We start from the raw sequence: 13,266 nt of genomic DNA, 5'->3' as shown, positions 1-13,266 counted from the left end.
CCTGCTCGGGGTCGGACCAAAGCGCAATCCGGCGCCTTCTTCGTTGATCCAGATCAGGGATCGCGCACATTGCCGGGCATCCGGACACCGCTCGCCGCGGCTCTCACCACGACGCGCGCGGAGGCATTCAGGCGGGCAGCGGATTCCCCGCATCGGCAATATCGAGCCGTAGCGGCGCCCCGCTATCAAGAAAGGCGGACAGAGCGGCCTCGTACGGCGCGGGGTCGAGACCACGCGCGGACAGCCATTGCGGCTCGTAATAGGTCTGGCGGTAGCGCTCCCCGGAATCGCAGATCAGCGTGACCAGCGACCCCGTCTGTCCCTGCTGCCGCATCTCCGCCGCCAGCCGGCACAGCGCCAGGAAGTTGGTTCCGGTCGAGCCGCCGACCGGCCGCCGCAGCCGCCGCGTCAGCACGTTCATGGCCGCCACGGACGCGGCATCCGGCACCTTCATCATCCGGTCCACCACGCCAGGCACGAAGGACGGCTCGCAGCGCGGACGGCCGACGCCTTCGATCAATGACGGCCGTTCGCAAGTCCGGGCGCTGTCGCCGTTGCAGAAGGCGTCGAAGAAGGCCGAATGCTCGACATCGGCGACGCACAGCCGCGTCGGGTGGCGGCGGTAGCGCAGATAGCGGCCCATCGTCGCCGACGTGCCGCCGGTCCCTGCGCCCATCACGATCCATTCCGGCAGCGGACAGCGCTCGCCCTGCAACTGGTTGAAGATCGACTCGGCGATGTTGTTGTTGCCGCGCCAATCGGTGGCGCGCTCGGCGAAGGTGAACTGGTCCATGTAATGGCCACCGAGCCGGCCTGCGAGCGCGGCCGCCTCGGCATAGAGAAACCGGCCGTCGTCGATGAGGTGGCAATTGCCGCCGTAATGCGTGATCGCGGCGATCTTCTCTTCCGAGGTGGTGCGCGGCATCACCGCGTAGAACGGCACGCCGATCATCTGCGCGAAATAGGCCTCCGAGACCGCTGTCGACCCGGAGGAGGCCTCGACCACCGGCGTGCCTTCCCGGATATGGCCGTTGCACAGCGCATAGAGAAACAGCGATCGGGCCAGCCGATGCTTGAGGCTCCCGGTCGGGTGGGTCGATTCGTCCTTCAGGTAGATGTCGATGCCGGCGAGCGCGGGCACGATCAGCCGGATCAGATGCGTGTCGGCGGTCCGGCACTGGTCGGCCTCGATGGCCGCTACGGCGTCGTCGACCCAGCCACGGCGATAGCGTGGACCACAGGCTCTGTCGGAAGCTGACCAAGGCGGCGAATTCATCGCGGCAACCGACCATGATCCATCCGCCACATCAAGCCCGGCCGACCGTTCATGCCGCGCAAGCTGGGGGCAAATGGTCCGGCAGCGGCTCGGCGCCGGCCGCGCACTTGGCGCCGTTCGAGAGCGAGCGCAACCGCGCATTCATTCCGCCGGCCAGAACTCGCGCACGACTTGCAACCTTCCGATAATGCAAGCGATTTTCGGAAGTTTTTTTTGAATGACGGCGAGAATGGTCAAACAAATGCACGCTTTTGCGACCAAGCTGGAGATGATCGGCCAATACGACCGAGTCGAGCCTGCATCACGGGCGAGCCGAGCCTGCTCCGAGGGGCACCATGAGAGTTGTTCTTTCGATTGTCCTGGTTGCGTGCGCCATCAGCCAGACCGCTTTTGCTGAGGGTCTGGAGTGCCGGCGCGTAGCCGACCCGACGCCGCGCTTGAGCTGCGTGGAAACGCCGACGACCGCCCAGGCGCCGAGCCCCTCCCGCACCGACGCCTGGACCCCGGGCGAGCCGCGCCAGGAGGCGCCGGCGCGCGACAGCGATACGGCGACGCCAAGAGGACCCCGGCCCCGTTGAGCCCTGCCGTGCGGCCGCGGACTGCGGCCGCACAGCGGTCCCTCCCCAATCGAGCATCCGGACGGGGTTCTTTCCCTTGAAGGGCGGCTCATTCTTCCGACATGTAGATCTTGCCGTGCGGCCACGGACCGATGTCAAATCCATCCCCCGTGCGGGTGGTGGCGGCCGGTTCGGCCCCGCCGCATTGGATGATCGGAGACCATGGCTTACTTGCCATCGCAAATGAACCTGCTCGAAGCCCTCGCGACCGTGATCGGCACCGCCGCGATCGCGCCCGCGCTGCTGATCCTCTGGCTGGTGGTCGCCGCGGGTGACAATTCAGGCCCCCCGCTCAAGATCTGGACCGCCTTCCTGCTGGGTGCCGCCAGCGTGCTGCTGCTCGGCATCGTCCGGATCCCGTTCCAGCATGTCGGGCTGACGCTGGAGAATCCCTGGATCGCGCAAGCGGTCCGGGCTCTGTTCGGCGTCGCCTTGCCGGAAGAGCTCGCCAAGGTCGCGGTGATCGCCGCGCTCTGGTCGCGGCGCCGGCAGGTCGGCAATGCCATGGACACGGTGTTCTACGGCGCCGCCGTCGGGCTCGGCTTCGCGGCCTACGAGAACCTGGCTTATCTCGTCCAGCATGCCGAGATGTGGCGCTCGCTGGCGGTGCTGCGCAGCGTGCTCACCGTGCCGTTTCATGGTGCGCTCGGCATTATTGCCGGTGCCTATCTCGCGATCGCCCGCACCAGTACGGCGCTCGGCGCCAACCGCCACAATCGCGAAGGGGCGCGGCTGTCGAGCTGGGCACTGGTGCTGGCCGCTCCGGTGATGCTGCATGCGGCCTTCGACTATCCGTTGCTGCTGCTGCAGCGGGCGTCGACCCTCGACGCCGCCGCGCGCCTCTGGCTCGGCGGCGTCAGCGTGCTGATCGGGTTCTCCTCGATCGGCCTTGCCGTGCGGCTGGTGCGCCGGGTCGCCCATCACCACACGCCGCGCACCGAGGTAGCGCGGGCAAGGCTGAGCCAGCTGCGCAGGATGTGGGCGCTGCTGCTGTTCGGCGGCGCCGCCGGCTTCGTCGGGCTCGGATTCGTGCTGACCTCCATTCGGCACTGGCTGCTCAACCCCGACCGCAACGTCGCCGCCGTGCTGGTTCCACTCGGTCTCACCGCGATCATCGTCGGCATGGCCCTTCTGATTGTCACAACGACGGTCTATGTTTTCGGCCGCAACCGGATGCGGACGACGGCCTAGTCCCGGCCTGCTGCGGCCGGCAGAGCAACGAAACGCGCATCGCGCGCTTGTCCGGGCCGCAGGTCCTCACCATGTGCGTGGACAGGCGGCCGCGGCGTTGAGCGCGTGACCTTGCCCGGAGTGACGATCATGACCCTTCCCCAGGATACGATTCCGCCCGAGCTCGAACGCATGAGGTCGCAAATGGGGGCGGCCATGCGCGCGCATTGGAAGGCCTTCCTGATCGAGGGCATCCTGCTCGCGGTGCTCGGCCTGCTGGCAATGATCCTCACCCCGCTGGCGAGCCTCGCGGTCACGATCTTCCTCGGCTGGATGTTCCTGATCTCGGGCATCGCCGGGCTCGCACTCACCTTCTGGGCTCGCGGCATGCCGGGCTTCTGGTGGTCGCTGTTGTCGGCCGTGCTCGCCATCGTCGCCGGAATCATCCTGGTGGCGCAGCCGGTCCAGGGGACGGTGACGCTGACGATCGTGATCGGCGTCTATTTCCTCGCCGAGGGCGTCGCCACCATCATGTATGCGCTGGAGCACCGCCGCGAGCTGTCCGGGCGCTGGTCGTGGCTGGCAATTTCGGGCGTCGTCGACATCGCGATCGCCGGCATCATCATTTCCGGGCTGCCGGGCACGGCGTTGTGGGCGATCGGTCTCTTGGTCGGCATCAACCTGCTGTTCGGCGGGCTGTCGATGATCGGCATGGCGCTCGCCGCCCGCAACGCCTGAGTCCGAGGGTTGCGATTTTCGGGATGACAAGCGGCCGCGCGGCCGCTATAGAGCGATCATGATCAACGCCGCCACCAGCTACTATTGGTACTTTAGCTACGACAGCTCGCTGGCGGCGGGAGGATCGCGCTCAATCTGACACATTGCAGCAAGATATCCGAACGAGCCGCCAGACCTGGCGGCTTTTTTATTGCCGGCAGGTGCCCACCCAAGAGACCCAGGAGCCCGCCGTGCTGAGCACCACAGACGATCTTCGTATCAAGGAAATCAAGGAATTGAGCCTGCCGGCGGAGGTGATGGGTGAAATCCCCCGCACCCTCACTGCCACCCGTGTGGTGATGGCCGCGCGCAATGCGATCCACGCCATCCTGACCGGCAGCGACGACCGCCTGCTGGTCATCGTCGGCCCCTGCTCCATCCACGATCCCGCCGCCGCGATCGACTACGCCGGCCGCCTCGCTGCCCTGCGCGAGCGCCTCGCCGACCGCCTGGAGATCGTGATGCGGGTCTATTTCGAGAAGCCGCGCACGACCGTCGGCTGGAAAGGCCTGATCAACGATCCCGGCCTGGACAATTCCTTCGACATCAACAAGGGCCTGCGGCTCGCGCGCAGCGTGCTGTCTGCCGTCAACAATCTCGGCCTGCCGGCGGGATGCGAATTCCTCGACATGACGACCCCGCAATACATCGCCGACCTCGTCGCCTGGGCTGCGATCGGCGCGCGCACCACCGAGAGCCAGATCCACCGCGAGCTGGCCTCAGGCCTGTCGTGCCCGGTCGGCTTCAAGAACGGCACCGACGGCAACATCCGCATCGCCGCGGATGCGGTGAAGTCGGCCGCCCATCCGCATCATTTCATGGCGGTGACCAAAGGCGGCCGCTCGGGCATCGCGGCGACCACGGGCAACGAGGACTGCCACATCATCCTGCGCGGCGGCAGCGGCCCCAATTACGACGCCGCCCATGTCGAGCAGGCCGCGGCCGAGCTGATCAAGTCCGGACTGCCGGCGCGCCTGATGATCGACACCAGCCACGCCAATTCGAGCAAGAAGCCGGAGAACCAGCCGCTGGTCGCCGCCGACGTCGGCCGCCAGCTCGCCGCAGGCGAGCAGCGCATCATGGGCGTGATGATCGAGAGCCACCTCGTCGCGGGACGGCAGGACGTCAAGCCGGGCGTGCCGCTGACCTACGGCCAGAGCATCACCGACGGCTGTATCGGCTGGGACACGACGGTGGAGGTGCTGGAGCAGCTCGCCGAAGCCGTCGCCGCCCGGCGTGCGGCGCTTCGCAACTCCCCACACGAGCGCTCGGCGTAACGCTCACGAACCAATAAGGCGGCGCGCGTCGGGCGCGCCGCTGGTCGGACTCAGCAGCCGCGGCAGATGCCCTTGATCTTGCGATCGAGGTCGCGGTCTTCCTTGGTCATGCCGCTCATCGAATTGTCTTCGGTCTGCTCGGCCTTCGGCAGGTCGCTGGGACGCACCTGGCGATGGCCGATCGGCGCCTGCGGCGGCATGCCGCTCTTCGATCCGGTGCCGGCGGAGGAGCCGCTGCCGCTCTGCGCCAGCGCGATGCCGTCAGTCGCGGCCATCAGGAGCCCCATCGCGATCGCAAGTCTCTTCATGTTGCTCCTCCGTGTCAGCGGAATCAGCAGGACACTTCATCCCGCGGCGGGCGGATAGAGGTGCGCCTCACCGCAATAGTCAATCACACGATAGCGCGTTTGCGCAGCTGCCACATGATCCTGCTCAACAGTTTCATCGGCAGTGAGGTATTGCGGCCCCACCGGCGCCTTGCCGTAGCCGCCGGGAATGTCGAGCACGTAGTCGGGCTGGCACAGGCCGGACACCCGGCCGCGCAGCGTTCGAATCAGGGCCTGACCTTGCGCCAGCGTGGTCCGCAGATGCGCCGTGCCCGGCGCGAGGTCGCCATGGTGCAGGTAATACGGCTTGATGCGGATCTCCACGAAGGCGCGCATCAGCGCCTCCAGGGTCGCCGCGTCATCATTGACGCCGCGCAGCAGCACCGACTGGCTGACCATGGGAATGCCGGCATCGATCAGCCGCGCGCAGGCCGCCTGAACCGGAGGACTGAGCTCGCGCGGATGGTTGGCGTGCAGCGCGACCCAGGTCGTTGCGCCCGGCACCTTCAGCGCGTCGACCAGCGCTGGCGTGATGCGCTGGGGATCGGCGACCGGCAAACGGGTGTGGATACGGATGATCCTGACGTGCTCGATGCCGGCGAGATCGGCCATGATCTCCTTCAGCCGCCGCGGTGACAGCATCAGCGGATCGCCGCCGGTGAGGATCACCTCCCAGATCTCGGCATGTGCGCGGATGTAATCGAGCGCCCCACGATAGGCCTCCTCCGACAGCGCATTGTCCTTGCCGGGCCCGACCATCTCGCGGCGGAAGCAGAAACGGCAATACACCGCGCAGACATGCACCAGCTTGAGCAGCACGCGATCGGGATAGCGGTGCACGATGCCGGGCACCGGCGCATGCGAATCGTCCCCGATCGGATCGCCGCGCTCGCCGGGCGCGGCCTTCAGCTCGTCCGGACTGGGCACGAATTGGCGCGCGATCGGATCATTGGGATCCTCGGCGTCGATCAGGTCGGCGAGATGCGTCGTCACCGCCACGGCGTAGCGCTGCGCCACGCGCGCCAGCACCGGCTGGTCCGCCGGGTCGGCCAGTCCCTGCGCGACGAGATCCTCGGCGCTGCGCAATGTCGTCGGACGTTCGATCCTGTTCATCGCTCACCTGCCGGCGGCGTCCACACCACCTGGTCGATCCTGACGGCGCCGGCCGCCAGCATCACCAGGCGGTCGAAGCCGAGCGCCACGCCGCTCGCCTGCGGCATCTCGGTCACGGCGGCGAGGAAGTCCTCGTCGAGCGGATAGCGCTCGCCATAGCGGCGCTCCTTCTCGGCCATCTCCTGCTCGAAGCGGCGGCGCTGCTCGGCGGCGTCGGTGAGCTCGCCGAAGCCATTGGCGAGCTCGACGCCGCAGGCATAGACCTCGAACCGCTCGGCGACGCGGGGGTCGGCCGCCACCCGTGCCAGGGCGGCCTCCGGCGCCGGATATTCATAGAGCACGGTGAGCCGCCCCTGCCCGAGATGCGGCTCGACATGCTCGACCAGCACCTTGCTGAACAGGTCCGACCAGGTGTCATCGCCGCTGATCCGGATCTTGCCGGCGGCGGCCTGGGCCAGCGCCGCACGGTCGCCCGCACCGTCACGGATGGTCGCGAGCAGGTCGATCCCGGCATGGCGCGCGAACGCGCCGGCAACCGTCAGCAGCTCCGGCTCGGCGAAGGGATCGGCGGTGCGGCCACGGAACGCGAATTGCCGGATGCCGGTGGTCCGGGCGGCGTGGGCGATCACCACGACGGTGTCGGCCATGATCGCGTCGTAAGGCGCCTCCGCCCGATACCATTCCAGCATGGTGAATTCCGGCAGGTGCAGGTCGCCGCGCTCGCGGTCGCGGAACACCCGGGCGAACTCGAATATCCGCCGCTCCCCGGCCGCCAGCAGCTTCTTGCAGGCGAATTCCGGTGAGGTTCGAAAAAAACGCCGGTAGCGGGTTCCATCCGGGCTCGTCAGGTCGGTGCGTGGTGCGTGCAGGTGGGTCTCGTTGCCCGGCGACACCTGCAGGATGCCGGTCTCGACCTCGGTAAAGCCCTGCTCGTCGAACCAGGCCCGCAACGCCCGGGATATCGCGGCCCGGGCGAGCAGGAACGGCCTGACATCGGCGTGCCGCTGCGGCGACCACCACGGCGAAGGCGCGGGCTCCCGGGACATCAGAGGGTCGTCCGTTCGGGCCGCAAAAGACTGGCAACCCCGGACAAAATCAGTATGTTGCCGCCCGAAACCGCATTCCGCGTCGCGTGGCGCCCCGGCTTGGGCCGGCGCCCCCTTTTCAGTGTCAGGAAAACAGCTTTGAAAGTCATCGCCAGCTCTATTCGCAAGGGTAACGTCATTGAGCAAGATGGAAAGCTCTATGTCGTCGTGACCGCCGAGAACATCCATCCCGGCAAGGGCACCCCGGTCAGCCAGATCGAAATGCGCCGAATCAGCGATGGCGTGAAGATCTCGGAGCGCTTCAAGACCACCGACCAGGTCGAGAAGGCGACGATCGAGGAGCGCAACTTCACGTTCCTCTACGAGGATGCCGACGGCTTCCACTTCATGAACCCGGAGACCTACGACCAGGTCCAGGTGCCGAAGGACGTGGTCGGAAACCAGGCCGCCTATCTCCAGGAGAACATGACGGTCAAGCTGTCGATGCACGACGTGGTGCCGGTGGCGATCACCCTGCCGCAGCGGGTCACGCTCGAGGTTGTCGAGACCGAGCCGGTCACCAAGGGCCAGACCGCGTCGTCGTCCTACAAGCCGGCGGTGCTCTCCAACGGCGTCCGCACCGGCGTGCCGGCGCATATCACGGTCGGCACCCGCATCGTCGTCATGACCGAGGACGGCTCCTACTGCGAGCGCGCCAAGGACTGAGGCATCGCGAGGATCTGACGCCGGGGGGCGTGGGGGAATTTGGGGGCACGGGTCATCACGCTCATCGCCGCCCTGGCGGCGATCATCACGCTGGCCGCGCCATCGACGACGCGCGCGGCCGATGACTTCGCGCCGCCTGCCCTCACCATCAACCGCGCCGACTGGCGCGCGGCGCTGGATCAGCTCCGCTCCGAGCTCAACGCGGCGCCCGAGGTCGCCGCCGACTTCGCTCTGTCCGCGCGCCGGAGCGGTATTTCCGCCGGCGATGCCCGGCGCAGGCCCGCGCTGGTCCAGCTCAACGGCGTAACCTCGACCATCTTCACGGGGATCGGACGCAGTCCGGTCCCCGTTTTGCTGCCGTTCGACACCATCGCCTATCTCGCTGCGCGCCGCAGCGCCGCCATCGCGGCGCGCGACCTGTCGCGCTATCAGGCCGACTTCCAGACCGACCTGTTCGATGCCGGCCCGTCCGGCTACGACGCCGTGTTCTCGCTGCCGCCGGAGGTGACCTCCGGTCTGCCGTCGCGCGTCTTCGCCAAGCCGGTCGAGATCCAGATCACCGGCTCACTCCTCACCTACGAGGTCGCCGATCCCGCCGGCGGCAAGGGCGAAAGCGTCAAGGCGCTGTCAGCGCAATATCCAGATCTGCGCCGCTTCATTCGCGAGGGCTATGTCCGCTACGCCTTCACCCGCTTCGGCGTGCCCTACGTGGTCTCGATCCAGTGTCTCGACAGCGCGCCGCGGCCGCGGCGCCTCGCCTGCCGCGAGGCCTATCCCATCGCCGAGCGTTTCCTGAAGGCGCTGCGCATCGCCGGCGGGCAGCCGTCGCGCATCCCGCCGGAGATCGCGCCGCTCACAGCCGAGCGTCCGGTCACGTTCGATGCCGATTTCACCTATCGGCCTGTTGGCGACATCGTCGCCAACAGCGGCGGACGCGGCCGGAGCGGGCGGGCCGACCGCACCGTCTATTCGCAGATCCGCTATCCCCTGGATGCGCCGGCCTATGTGCACTCGCAGTCGTTCGGCCGCCGGCGCGCGAGCGACAAATTCGACCAGCCGTGGAGCCAGTATCCCTGGCGCGACAATTTCTGCGAGGCGCGCAGCTTCAACGTCGGCCAGTGCGCCAGCGGCTTCGGCCATCAGGGCCAGGATCTCAGGCCGGGGGCCTGCCCGGTGCGGCGCGACGGCGCCGAGGGCTGCAATCCGTGGCGGCAGCGGGTGCTCGCCGTACGCGACGGCGTCGTGATCCGCTCGACCCGGCAGCAGGCCGTGACGGTGCAGGTCAACAGCGGCACCGAGCACATCCGCTTCCGCTACATGCACATGAACCCTTCGGCGATGGACGCCGACGGCCTGCTCAACGGCCGGCGCTTGCGCGAAGGCGAGCCGATCGGTGTGGTCTCGAACTATCTCGACCATCCGAACGGCACCACGCGCCACCTGCACTTCGACGTGCAACTGTTCACGCGCGACGGCTGGATCTGGGTCAATCCCTACATGACGCTGATCGCAGCCTATGAGCGTCTGATCGGCGGCCGCGGCCGCGAGGTCGGGCTGGAGGAGATCACCGCGTCGCAGCCGCCGTTGACCACCGGCGCGCTCGGACCCTCGCCGCCCGGACCTGCGGCCGATGCTGCCGCCGGGCGCGACCGGAACTGATCGCCGGCGCGGCTGGAACCGCGGCCCACCGTTCCGGGTTGTCTGCGCGGAGGATCGCAGACGGTGACAGCCAACCCACATCGCAGAGCCGGCCCGGCGCTCGTTTCAGCGGCGATTGCGCTGGTCTGTGTCGGCGCGCTGACGATGCTGGTGCGCGACCGCTGGCATCCGCCCGAGATCAAGTCGGCCGACGAAGCGCGTCATTCGACCACCGGCCAGGTCGCCCGCGCTGCCGGCGCGCGCGTGATGCCGACCGACCCTAGCCTCGCGGTCGAGCCCAAGCCGGAAGGCCCCAAGCGCGCGCAGCCGGCCAATCCGTTCTGAGCGCGACATACTTATTAGCTTGCAGCCGGTATCTGTCTCCCGCGGCTCTCAGAGAGACACAAGCTTGCCCGCCATCACCGGTGTGGTCCCTCGCCCTGTTCTTACGGGGAGAGGGTTGGCGTGAGGGGCAGCCGCACGGGAAGTATGAGTGGTAGACCTGTCACCCTCGATCCGACCTCTCCCGGCGAGGTGCATGGCGCAAGCCGCGAGATCATCGTTCACATCGCGCGGCTCGCCGTCTCGCAAGGCAACTCATGAGCTCGTTGTCGTCGGTCACGCCGACCACTTGTCCTCTTCGCGGCGTTGCTCCTCGGATTGAGACGCTCGGCGATCTCGTGCGCCATCGCCTCGTTCTTCGTCGTGGCGATCGGCTTGCCGTCCTGGCGCTGCACGCGCTCCTTGTCGGCCTCCAGCGGGAAATCCTCCGGCTTGAGCGGTTCGTCCGTCCCGGTCATGCGCGCCTCCTCTGAGTTGCACGCATAACCCGCCCGGCCCCGCTGCGGTTCCAGGCAGCTCAGGACGGCGCCCTTGCCGGCCGCTCCGCCGGCGTCCAGCGGAACGCGACGCCATAGCGATTCCAGAGATTGATCACGCCGATCGCCGACGTCAGGAACACCAGCTCCGTTTCGGAAAATTCGGCCCGCGCCTGGGCGTAGACCTCGTCGCTGACGCCGCCGTGCAGCGTGGTCAGCGCCTCGGTGAACGCCAGCGCCGCGCGCTCGCGGGCCGAGAATTGCGGCGCCTCGCGCCACACGACGACCAGGTTGATCTTGTCGGCGGAGACGCCGAGCTTCTCTGCCAGCAGCACGTGATGCTGCACGCAGAACGCGCAACCGTTGATCTGCGACGCCCTGATCTTGACGAGCTCGAGCAATTGCTTGTCGAGGCCGGCCTTGGCCGCCTGCTGGCTCACCGCCAGGATGGCCTCGTACAGCTCCGGCGCCTGGCTCCGGAACGCGGTGTATTCGCTGCGCGCATGTGACATTATCCGTCTCTCATGTTATCAGATGTCTGAGAACTTATCAGGGCTCTGATGACATGCGCAAGGCACCGGCGTTGACGAACTCGCGAGCCTCGCGAAAGGCCGGCCCCGCGCGTCGGCCCAAATCGCAATCCAAGACGCAACCCAAGTCTCAACCCAAGAGTCAGCCCAAGACGGCGGCCCGTCCGCCATCGCCCGGCGAGGGCAAGCGCGGCGAGGACGGCCACCTCGCCTATCTGCTGCGCCAGGCGCAGGCCGCGGCGCGGCTCTCGCTCGACCGCGCGCTCGTCGCCACCGGCCTGACCCATCCGCAATTCGTGGTGCTGACGATGCTCAAGGCCTATCCCGGCCTGTCCGGCGCCGACTGCGCCCGCGTCGCGCTGCTGACGCCGCAGACCGTCAACGTCATCATCGGCAATCTGGAGCGGGACGGCGCCGTCCGGCGGACGCCGCATCCGGTCCATGGCCGGATGCTGCAATGGAGCCTGACGCGCCGTGGCCTCGCGCTGCTTGCCACGGCGCGTCGGCAGGCCACCGCCATCGAACGCAGGCTCGCCCGCGGCTTGAAACGGAGTGAGCTCGCGACCATCCGGCGCTGGCTCGCGCACATCGCCGCCGATCTCCACGGCGCCTAGCGGGTTCCCGGCGCTGCCAAGGCTTTGCCGCGCACCGCCCTGACCGGGTAGACTGGCGGCCATGACCCAGTCCGATTCACGACCCGATCCGGTGACCCGCCGCGCCCTGCTCCGCTCCGGCCTCGGCGCCGCCGCGCTGCTCGTCCCGGCCCTGCCGGCGTCCGCGGCGCCGGCCGAGTTCGAGGCCTGGCGCGACGGCTTCCGCAACCGCGCGCTCGCCAAGGGCATCTCGCAGGCGACCTGGACGCGGGTCATGGCACGGCTCGAGCCGGACATGACCGTGTTCAAGGAGATGCGCAACCAGCCCGAGTTCAAGGAGCAGCTCTGGCAATACATCAACCGCCGCGTCTCCGACTGGCGCGTCATCAACGGCAAGATCGCGCTGCAGAAGAACGAGGCGCTGTTCGCCCGCATCGAGAAGGATTTTGGCGTCGAGCGCGGCACGCTTCTCGCGCTGTGGGGCGTCGAATCCGCGTTCGGCGATCCGCTGGTGCAGCAGAACCACATGCGCCCGGTGTTTCCGGCGCTCGCCGCGCTCGCCTGGAACGAGCCGCGCCGCAAGGCCTATTGGGAGACCGAGCTCACCAATGCGCTGAAAATCGTCGATCGCGGCTGGAGCACGCCGGAGGAGATGCGCGGCTCCTGGGCCGGCGCCATGGGTCATACGCAATGGATGCCCGAGGTCTGGCTCAATGTCGGTTTCGACTATGACGGCGATGGCAAGATCAACCCGTTCGGCCGTCCCGACGACGCGCTCGGCTCGACCGCCCGCTATCTCGTCAACCGCGGCAAATATCACCGCGGCGAGCACTGGGGCTACGAGGTGCGCGCGCCCGGCAACATGTCTGGCAGCCGCAGCTTTGCGGCGTGGCAGGCAGCCGGCGTCACCCGCGCCGACGGCCAGCCGTTCCCGCAGCCCAATGCGTCAGCGCAGCTCTGGATTCCGGTCGCGGGCGGCCCCGCCTTCCTGCTCGGCCCGAACTTCTACTCGGTGAAGTCCTATAATCCGGCCATGAGCTACGCGCTCGCGATCTGCCATCTCGGCGACCGCATTCTGGGCGCCCCGCCCTTCCTGCAGCCCTTCCCCGGCTCGGAGCGCGCGCTGACCTTGGCCGAGGTGCAGGAGATGCAGAAGCGCCTGACCGCGGCCGGCTTCGACACCGGCGGCACCGACGGCCGCGTCGGCAACGACACCATGAAGGCGATCCGCGACTTCCAGGCCAAAGCGGGCCTCACGCCGGCCGACGGCTATGGTGGGCTGAAGGTGCTGGCGAAGCTCAGACAGGGCGGTTGAGCGGTACGGTCGCTGCCGTGTGACCAACAAGTAGAGTGGGCAAAGGCGCTGCCGTGCTCTCTCAA

14 protein-coding genes are annotated in these 13,266 nt (G+C 67.9%); 8 read left to right on the top strand and 6 right to left on the bottom strand.

The features are described 5' to 3' along the window. Positions 1 to 127 precede the first annotated feature (127 nt). Positions 128 to 1,276, bottom strand: coding sequence for a PLP-dependent cysteine synthase family protein (locus tag ACQR2C_RS09020; protein ID WP_315800087.1), 1,149 nt, complete (start codon positions 1,274 to 1,276; stop codon positions 128 to 130). Positions 1,277 to 2,055: 779 nt separating this feature from the next. Between ACQR2C_RS09020 and ACQR2C_RS09015 the strand changes: the two genes are divergently transcribed. The 3 genes from ACQR2C_RS09015 to ACQR2C_RS09005 all read left to right on the top strand — a co-directional run bounded on the left by ACQR2C_RS09015 (position 2,056) and on the right by ACQR2C_RS09005 (position 5,117). Further along, entirely contained in the window at positions 2,056 to 3,084 is a 1,029-nt protein-coding gene (locus tag ACQR2C_RS09015; protein WP_315800088.1) for a PrsW family glutamic-type intramembrane protease, read from the top strand. 129 nt (positions 3,085 to 3,213) lie between these two features. Continuing rightward, entirely contained in the window at positions 3,214 to 3,801 is a 588-nt protein-coding gene (locus ACQR2C_RS09010) for an HdeD family acid-resistance protein (protein ID WP_316215752.1), read from the top strand. A gap of 230 nt (positions 3,802 to 4,031) precedes the next feature. Continuing rightward, positions 4,032 to 5,117, top strand: a complete 1,086-nt coding sequence (locus tag ACQR2C_RS09005) for a 3-deoxy-7-phosphoheptulonate synthase (RefSeq protein ID WP_316178876.1) — start codon at positions 4,032 to 4,034, stop codon at positions 5,115 to 5,117. Between the two features lie 50 nt (positions 5,118 to 5,167). Here the strand turns inward: ACQR2C_RS09005 and ACQR2C_RS09000 are convergent, their stop codons facing one another. From ACQR2C_RS09000 to epmA, 3 genes are read right to left on the bottom strand one after another with little or no spacing between them, the layout of a single operon-like run. After that, positions 5,168 to 5,425: a hypothetical protein gene (locus ACQR2C_RS09000; RefSeq protein ID WP_315800091.1), complete on the bottom strand. Its 258-nt coding sequence runs from the start codon at positions 5,423 to 5,425 to the stop codon at positions 5,168 to 5,170. A gap of 36 nt (positions 5,426 to 5,461) precedes the next feature. Continuing rightward, positions 5,462 to 6,556, bottom strand: a complete 1,095-nt coding sequence (locus tag ACQR2C_RS08995; RefSeq protein WP_434880939.1) for a lysine-2,3-aminomutase-like protein — start codon at positions 6,554 to 6,556, stop codon at positions 5,462 to 5,464. Further along, a complete protein-coding gene (gene epmA / locus ACQR2C_RS08990) occupies positions 6,553 to 7,602 on the bottom strand; it encodes an EF-P lysine aminoacylase EpmA (protein ID WP_434880938.1) in 1,050 nt (349 codons plus the stop codon). The genes ACQR2C_RS08995 and epmA overlap by 4 nt, the downstream gene beginning before the upstream one ends. A 138-nt stretch (positions 7,603 to 7,740) precedes the next feature. On the opposite strand from epmA, the gene efp reads away from it, so the two are divergent. The 3 genes from efp (at position 7,741) to ACQR2C_RS08975 (ending at position 10,290) form a co-directional block, all read left to right on the top strand. After that, positions 7,741 to 8,307: an elongation factor P gene (gene efp / locus ACQR2C_RS08985; protein ID WP_006614774.1), complete on the top strand. Its 567-nt coding sequence runs from the start codon at positions 7,741 to 7,743 to the stop codon at positions 8,305 to 8,307. A 39-nt stretch (positions 8,308 to 8,346) separates the two neighbouring features. Further along, positions 8,347 to 9,966: a M23 family peptidase gene (locus ACQR2C_RS08980; RefSeq protein WP_434880937.1), complete on the top strand. Its 1,620-nt coding sequence runs from the start codon at positions 8,347 to 8,349 to the stop codon at positions 9,964 to 9,966. 63 nt (positions 9,967 to 10,029) lie between these two features. Next, positions 10,030 to 10,290, top strand: coding sequence for a hypothetical protein (locus tag ACQR2C_RS08975; RefSeq protein WP_315800095.1), 261 nt, complete (start codon positions 10,030 to 10,032; stop codon positions 10,288 to 10,290). Between the two features lie 218 nt (positions 10,291 to 10,508). On the opposite strand, the gene ACQR2C_RS08970 is transcribed toward ACQR2C_RS08975, so the two are convergent. Together ACQR2C_RS08970 and ACQR2C_RS08965 are read right to left on the bottom strand one after the other, a co-directional pair. Continuing rightward, positions 10,509 to 10,745: a hypothetical protein gene (locus ACQR2C_RS08970; RefSeq protein ID WP_434880936.1), complete on the bottom strand. Its 237-nt coding sequence runs from the start codon at positions 10,743 to 10,745 to the stop codon at positions 10,509 to 10,511. A gap of 59 nt (positions 10,746 to 10,804) precedes the next feature. Next, positions 10,805 to 11,275: a carboxymuconolactone decarboxylase family protein gene (locus ACQR2C_RS08965; protein WP_316178886.1), complete on the bottom strand. Its 471-nt coding sequence runs from the start codon at positions 11,273 to 11,275 to the stop codon at positions 10,805 to 10,807. A 53-nt stretch (positions 11,276 to 11,328) separates the two neighbouring features. Here ACQR2C_RS08965 and ACQR2C_RS08960 point away from each other — a divergent pair, with 53 nt between their 5' ends. Together ACQR2C_RS08960 and ACQR2C_RS08955 are read left to right on the top strand one after the other, a co-directional pair. Next, complete coding sequence (locus ACQR2C_RS08960) at positions 11,329 to 11,907, top strand: MarR family winged helix-turn-helix transcriptional regulator (protein WP_316178888.1); 579 nt, start codon at positions 11,329 to 11,331, stop codon at positions 11,905 to 11,907. A 61-nt stretch (positions 11,908 to 11,968) separates the two neighbouring features. Next, positions 11,969 to 13,201, top strand: a complete 1,233-nt coding sequence (locus ACQR2C_RS08955; RefSeq protein ID WP_434880935.1) for a lytic murein transglycosylase — start codon at positions 11,969 to 11,971, stop codon at positions 13,199 to 13,201. The last annotated feature ends 65 nt before the right edge of the window (positions 13,202 to 13,266 follow it).

This window comes from Bradyrhizobium sp. HKCCYLRH3061 (assembly GCF_051168015.1).
Taxonomy (GTDB): domain Bacteria; phylum Pseudomonadota; class Alphaproteobacteria; order Rhizobiales; family Xanthobacteraceae; genus Bradyrhizobium.
Note: the sequence above shows the minus strand (reverse complement) of the source record. Positions and strands in the feature narration are given on the sequence as shown.

Excerpts from the sequence above, each read along its gene's own strand:
- ACQR2C_RS09020 (WP_315800087.1), bottom strand. The coding sequence starts at position 1,276 with ATGAATTCGCCGCCTTGGTCAGCTTCCGACAGAGCCTGTGGTCCACGC.
- ACQR2C_RS08955 (WP_434880935.1), top strand. The coding sequence starts at position 11,969 with ATGACCCAGTCCGATTCACGACCCGATCCGGTGACCCGCCGCGCCCTG.
- ACQR2C_RS08970 (WP_434880936.1), bottom strand. The coding sequence starts at position 10,745 with ATGACCGGGACGGACGAACCGCTCAAGCCGGAGGATTTCCCGCTGGAG.
- epmA (WP_434880938.1), bottom strand. The coding sequence starts at position 7,602 with ATGTCCCGGGAGCCCGCGCCTTCGCCGTGGTGGTCGCCGCAGCGGCAC.
- ACQR2C_RS09000 (WP_315800091.1), bottom strand. The coding sequence starts at position 5,425 with ATGAAGAGACTTGCGATCGCGATGGGGCTCCTGATGGCCGCGACTGAC.
- ACQR2C_RS08960 (WP_316178888.1), top strand. The coding sequence starts at position 11,329 with ATGCGCAAGGCACCGGCGTTGACGAACTCGCGAGCCTCGCGAAAGGCC.
- ACQR2C_RS08965 (WP_316178886.1), bottom strand. The coding sequence starts at position 11,275 with ATGTCACATGCGCGCAGCGAATACACCGCGTTCCGGAGCCAGGCGCCG.
- ACQR2C_RS09010 (WP_316215752.1), top strand. The coding sequence starts at position 3,214 with ATGACCCTTCCCCAGGATACGATTCCGCCCGAGCTCGAACGCATGAGG.
- ACQR2C_RS08995 (WP_434880939.1), bottom strand. The coding sequence starts at position 6,556 with ATGAACAGGATCGAACGTCCGACGACATTGCGCAGCGCCGAGGATCTC.
- ACQR2C_RS09015 (WP_315800088.1), top strand. The coding sequence starts at position 2,056 with ATGGCTTACTTGCCATCGCAAATGAACCTGCTCGAAGCCCTCGCGACC.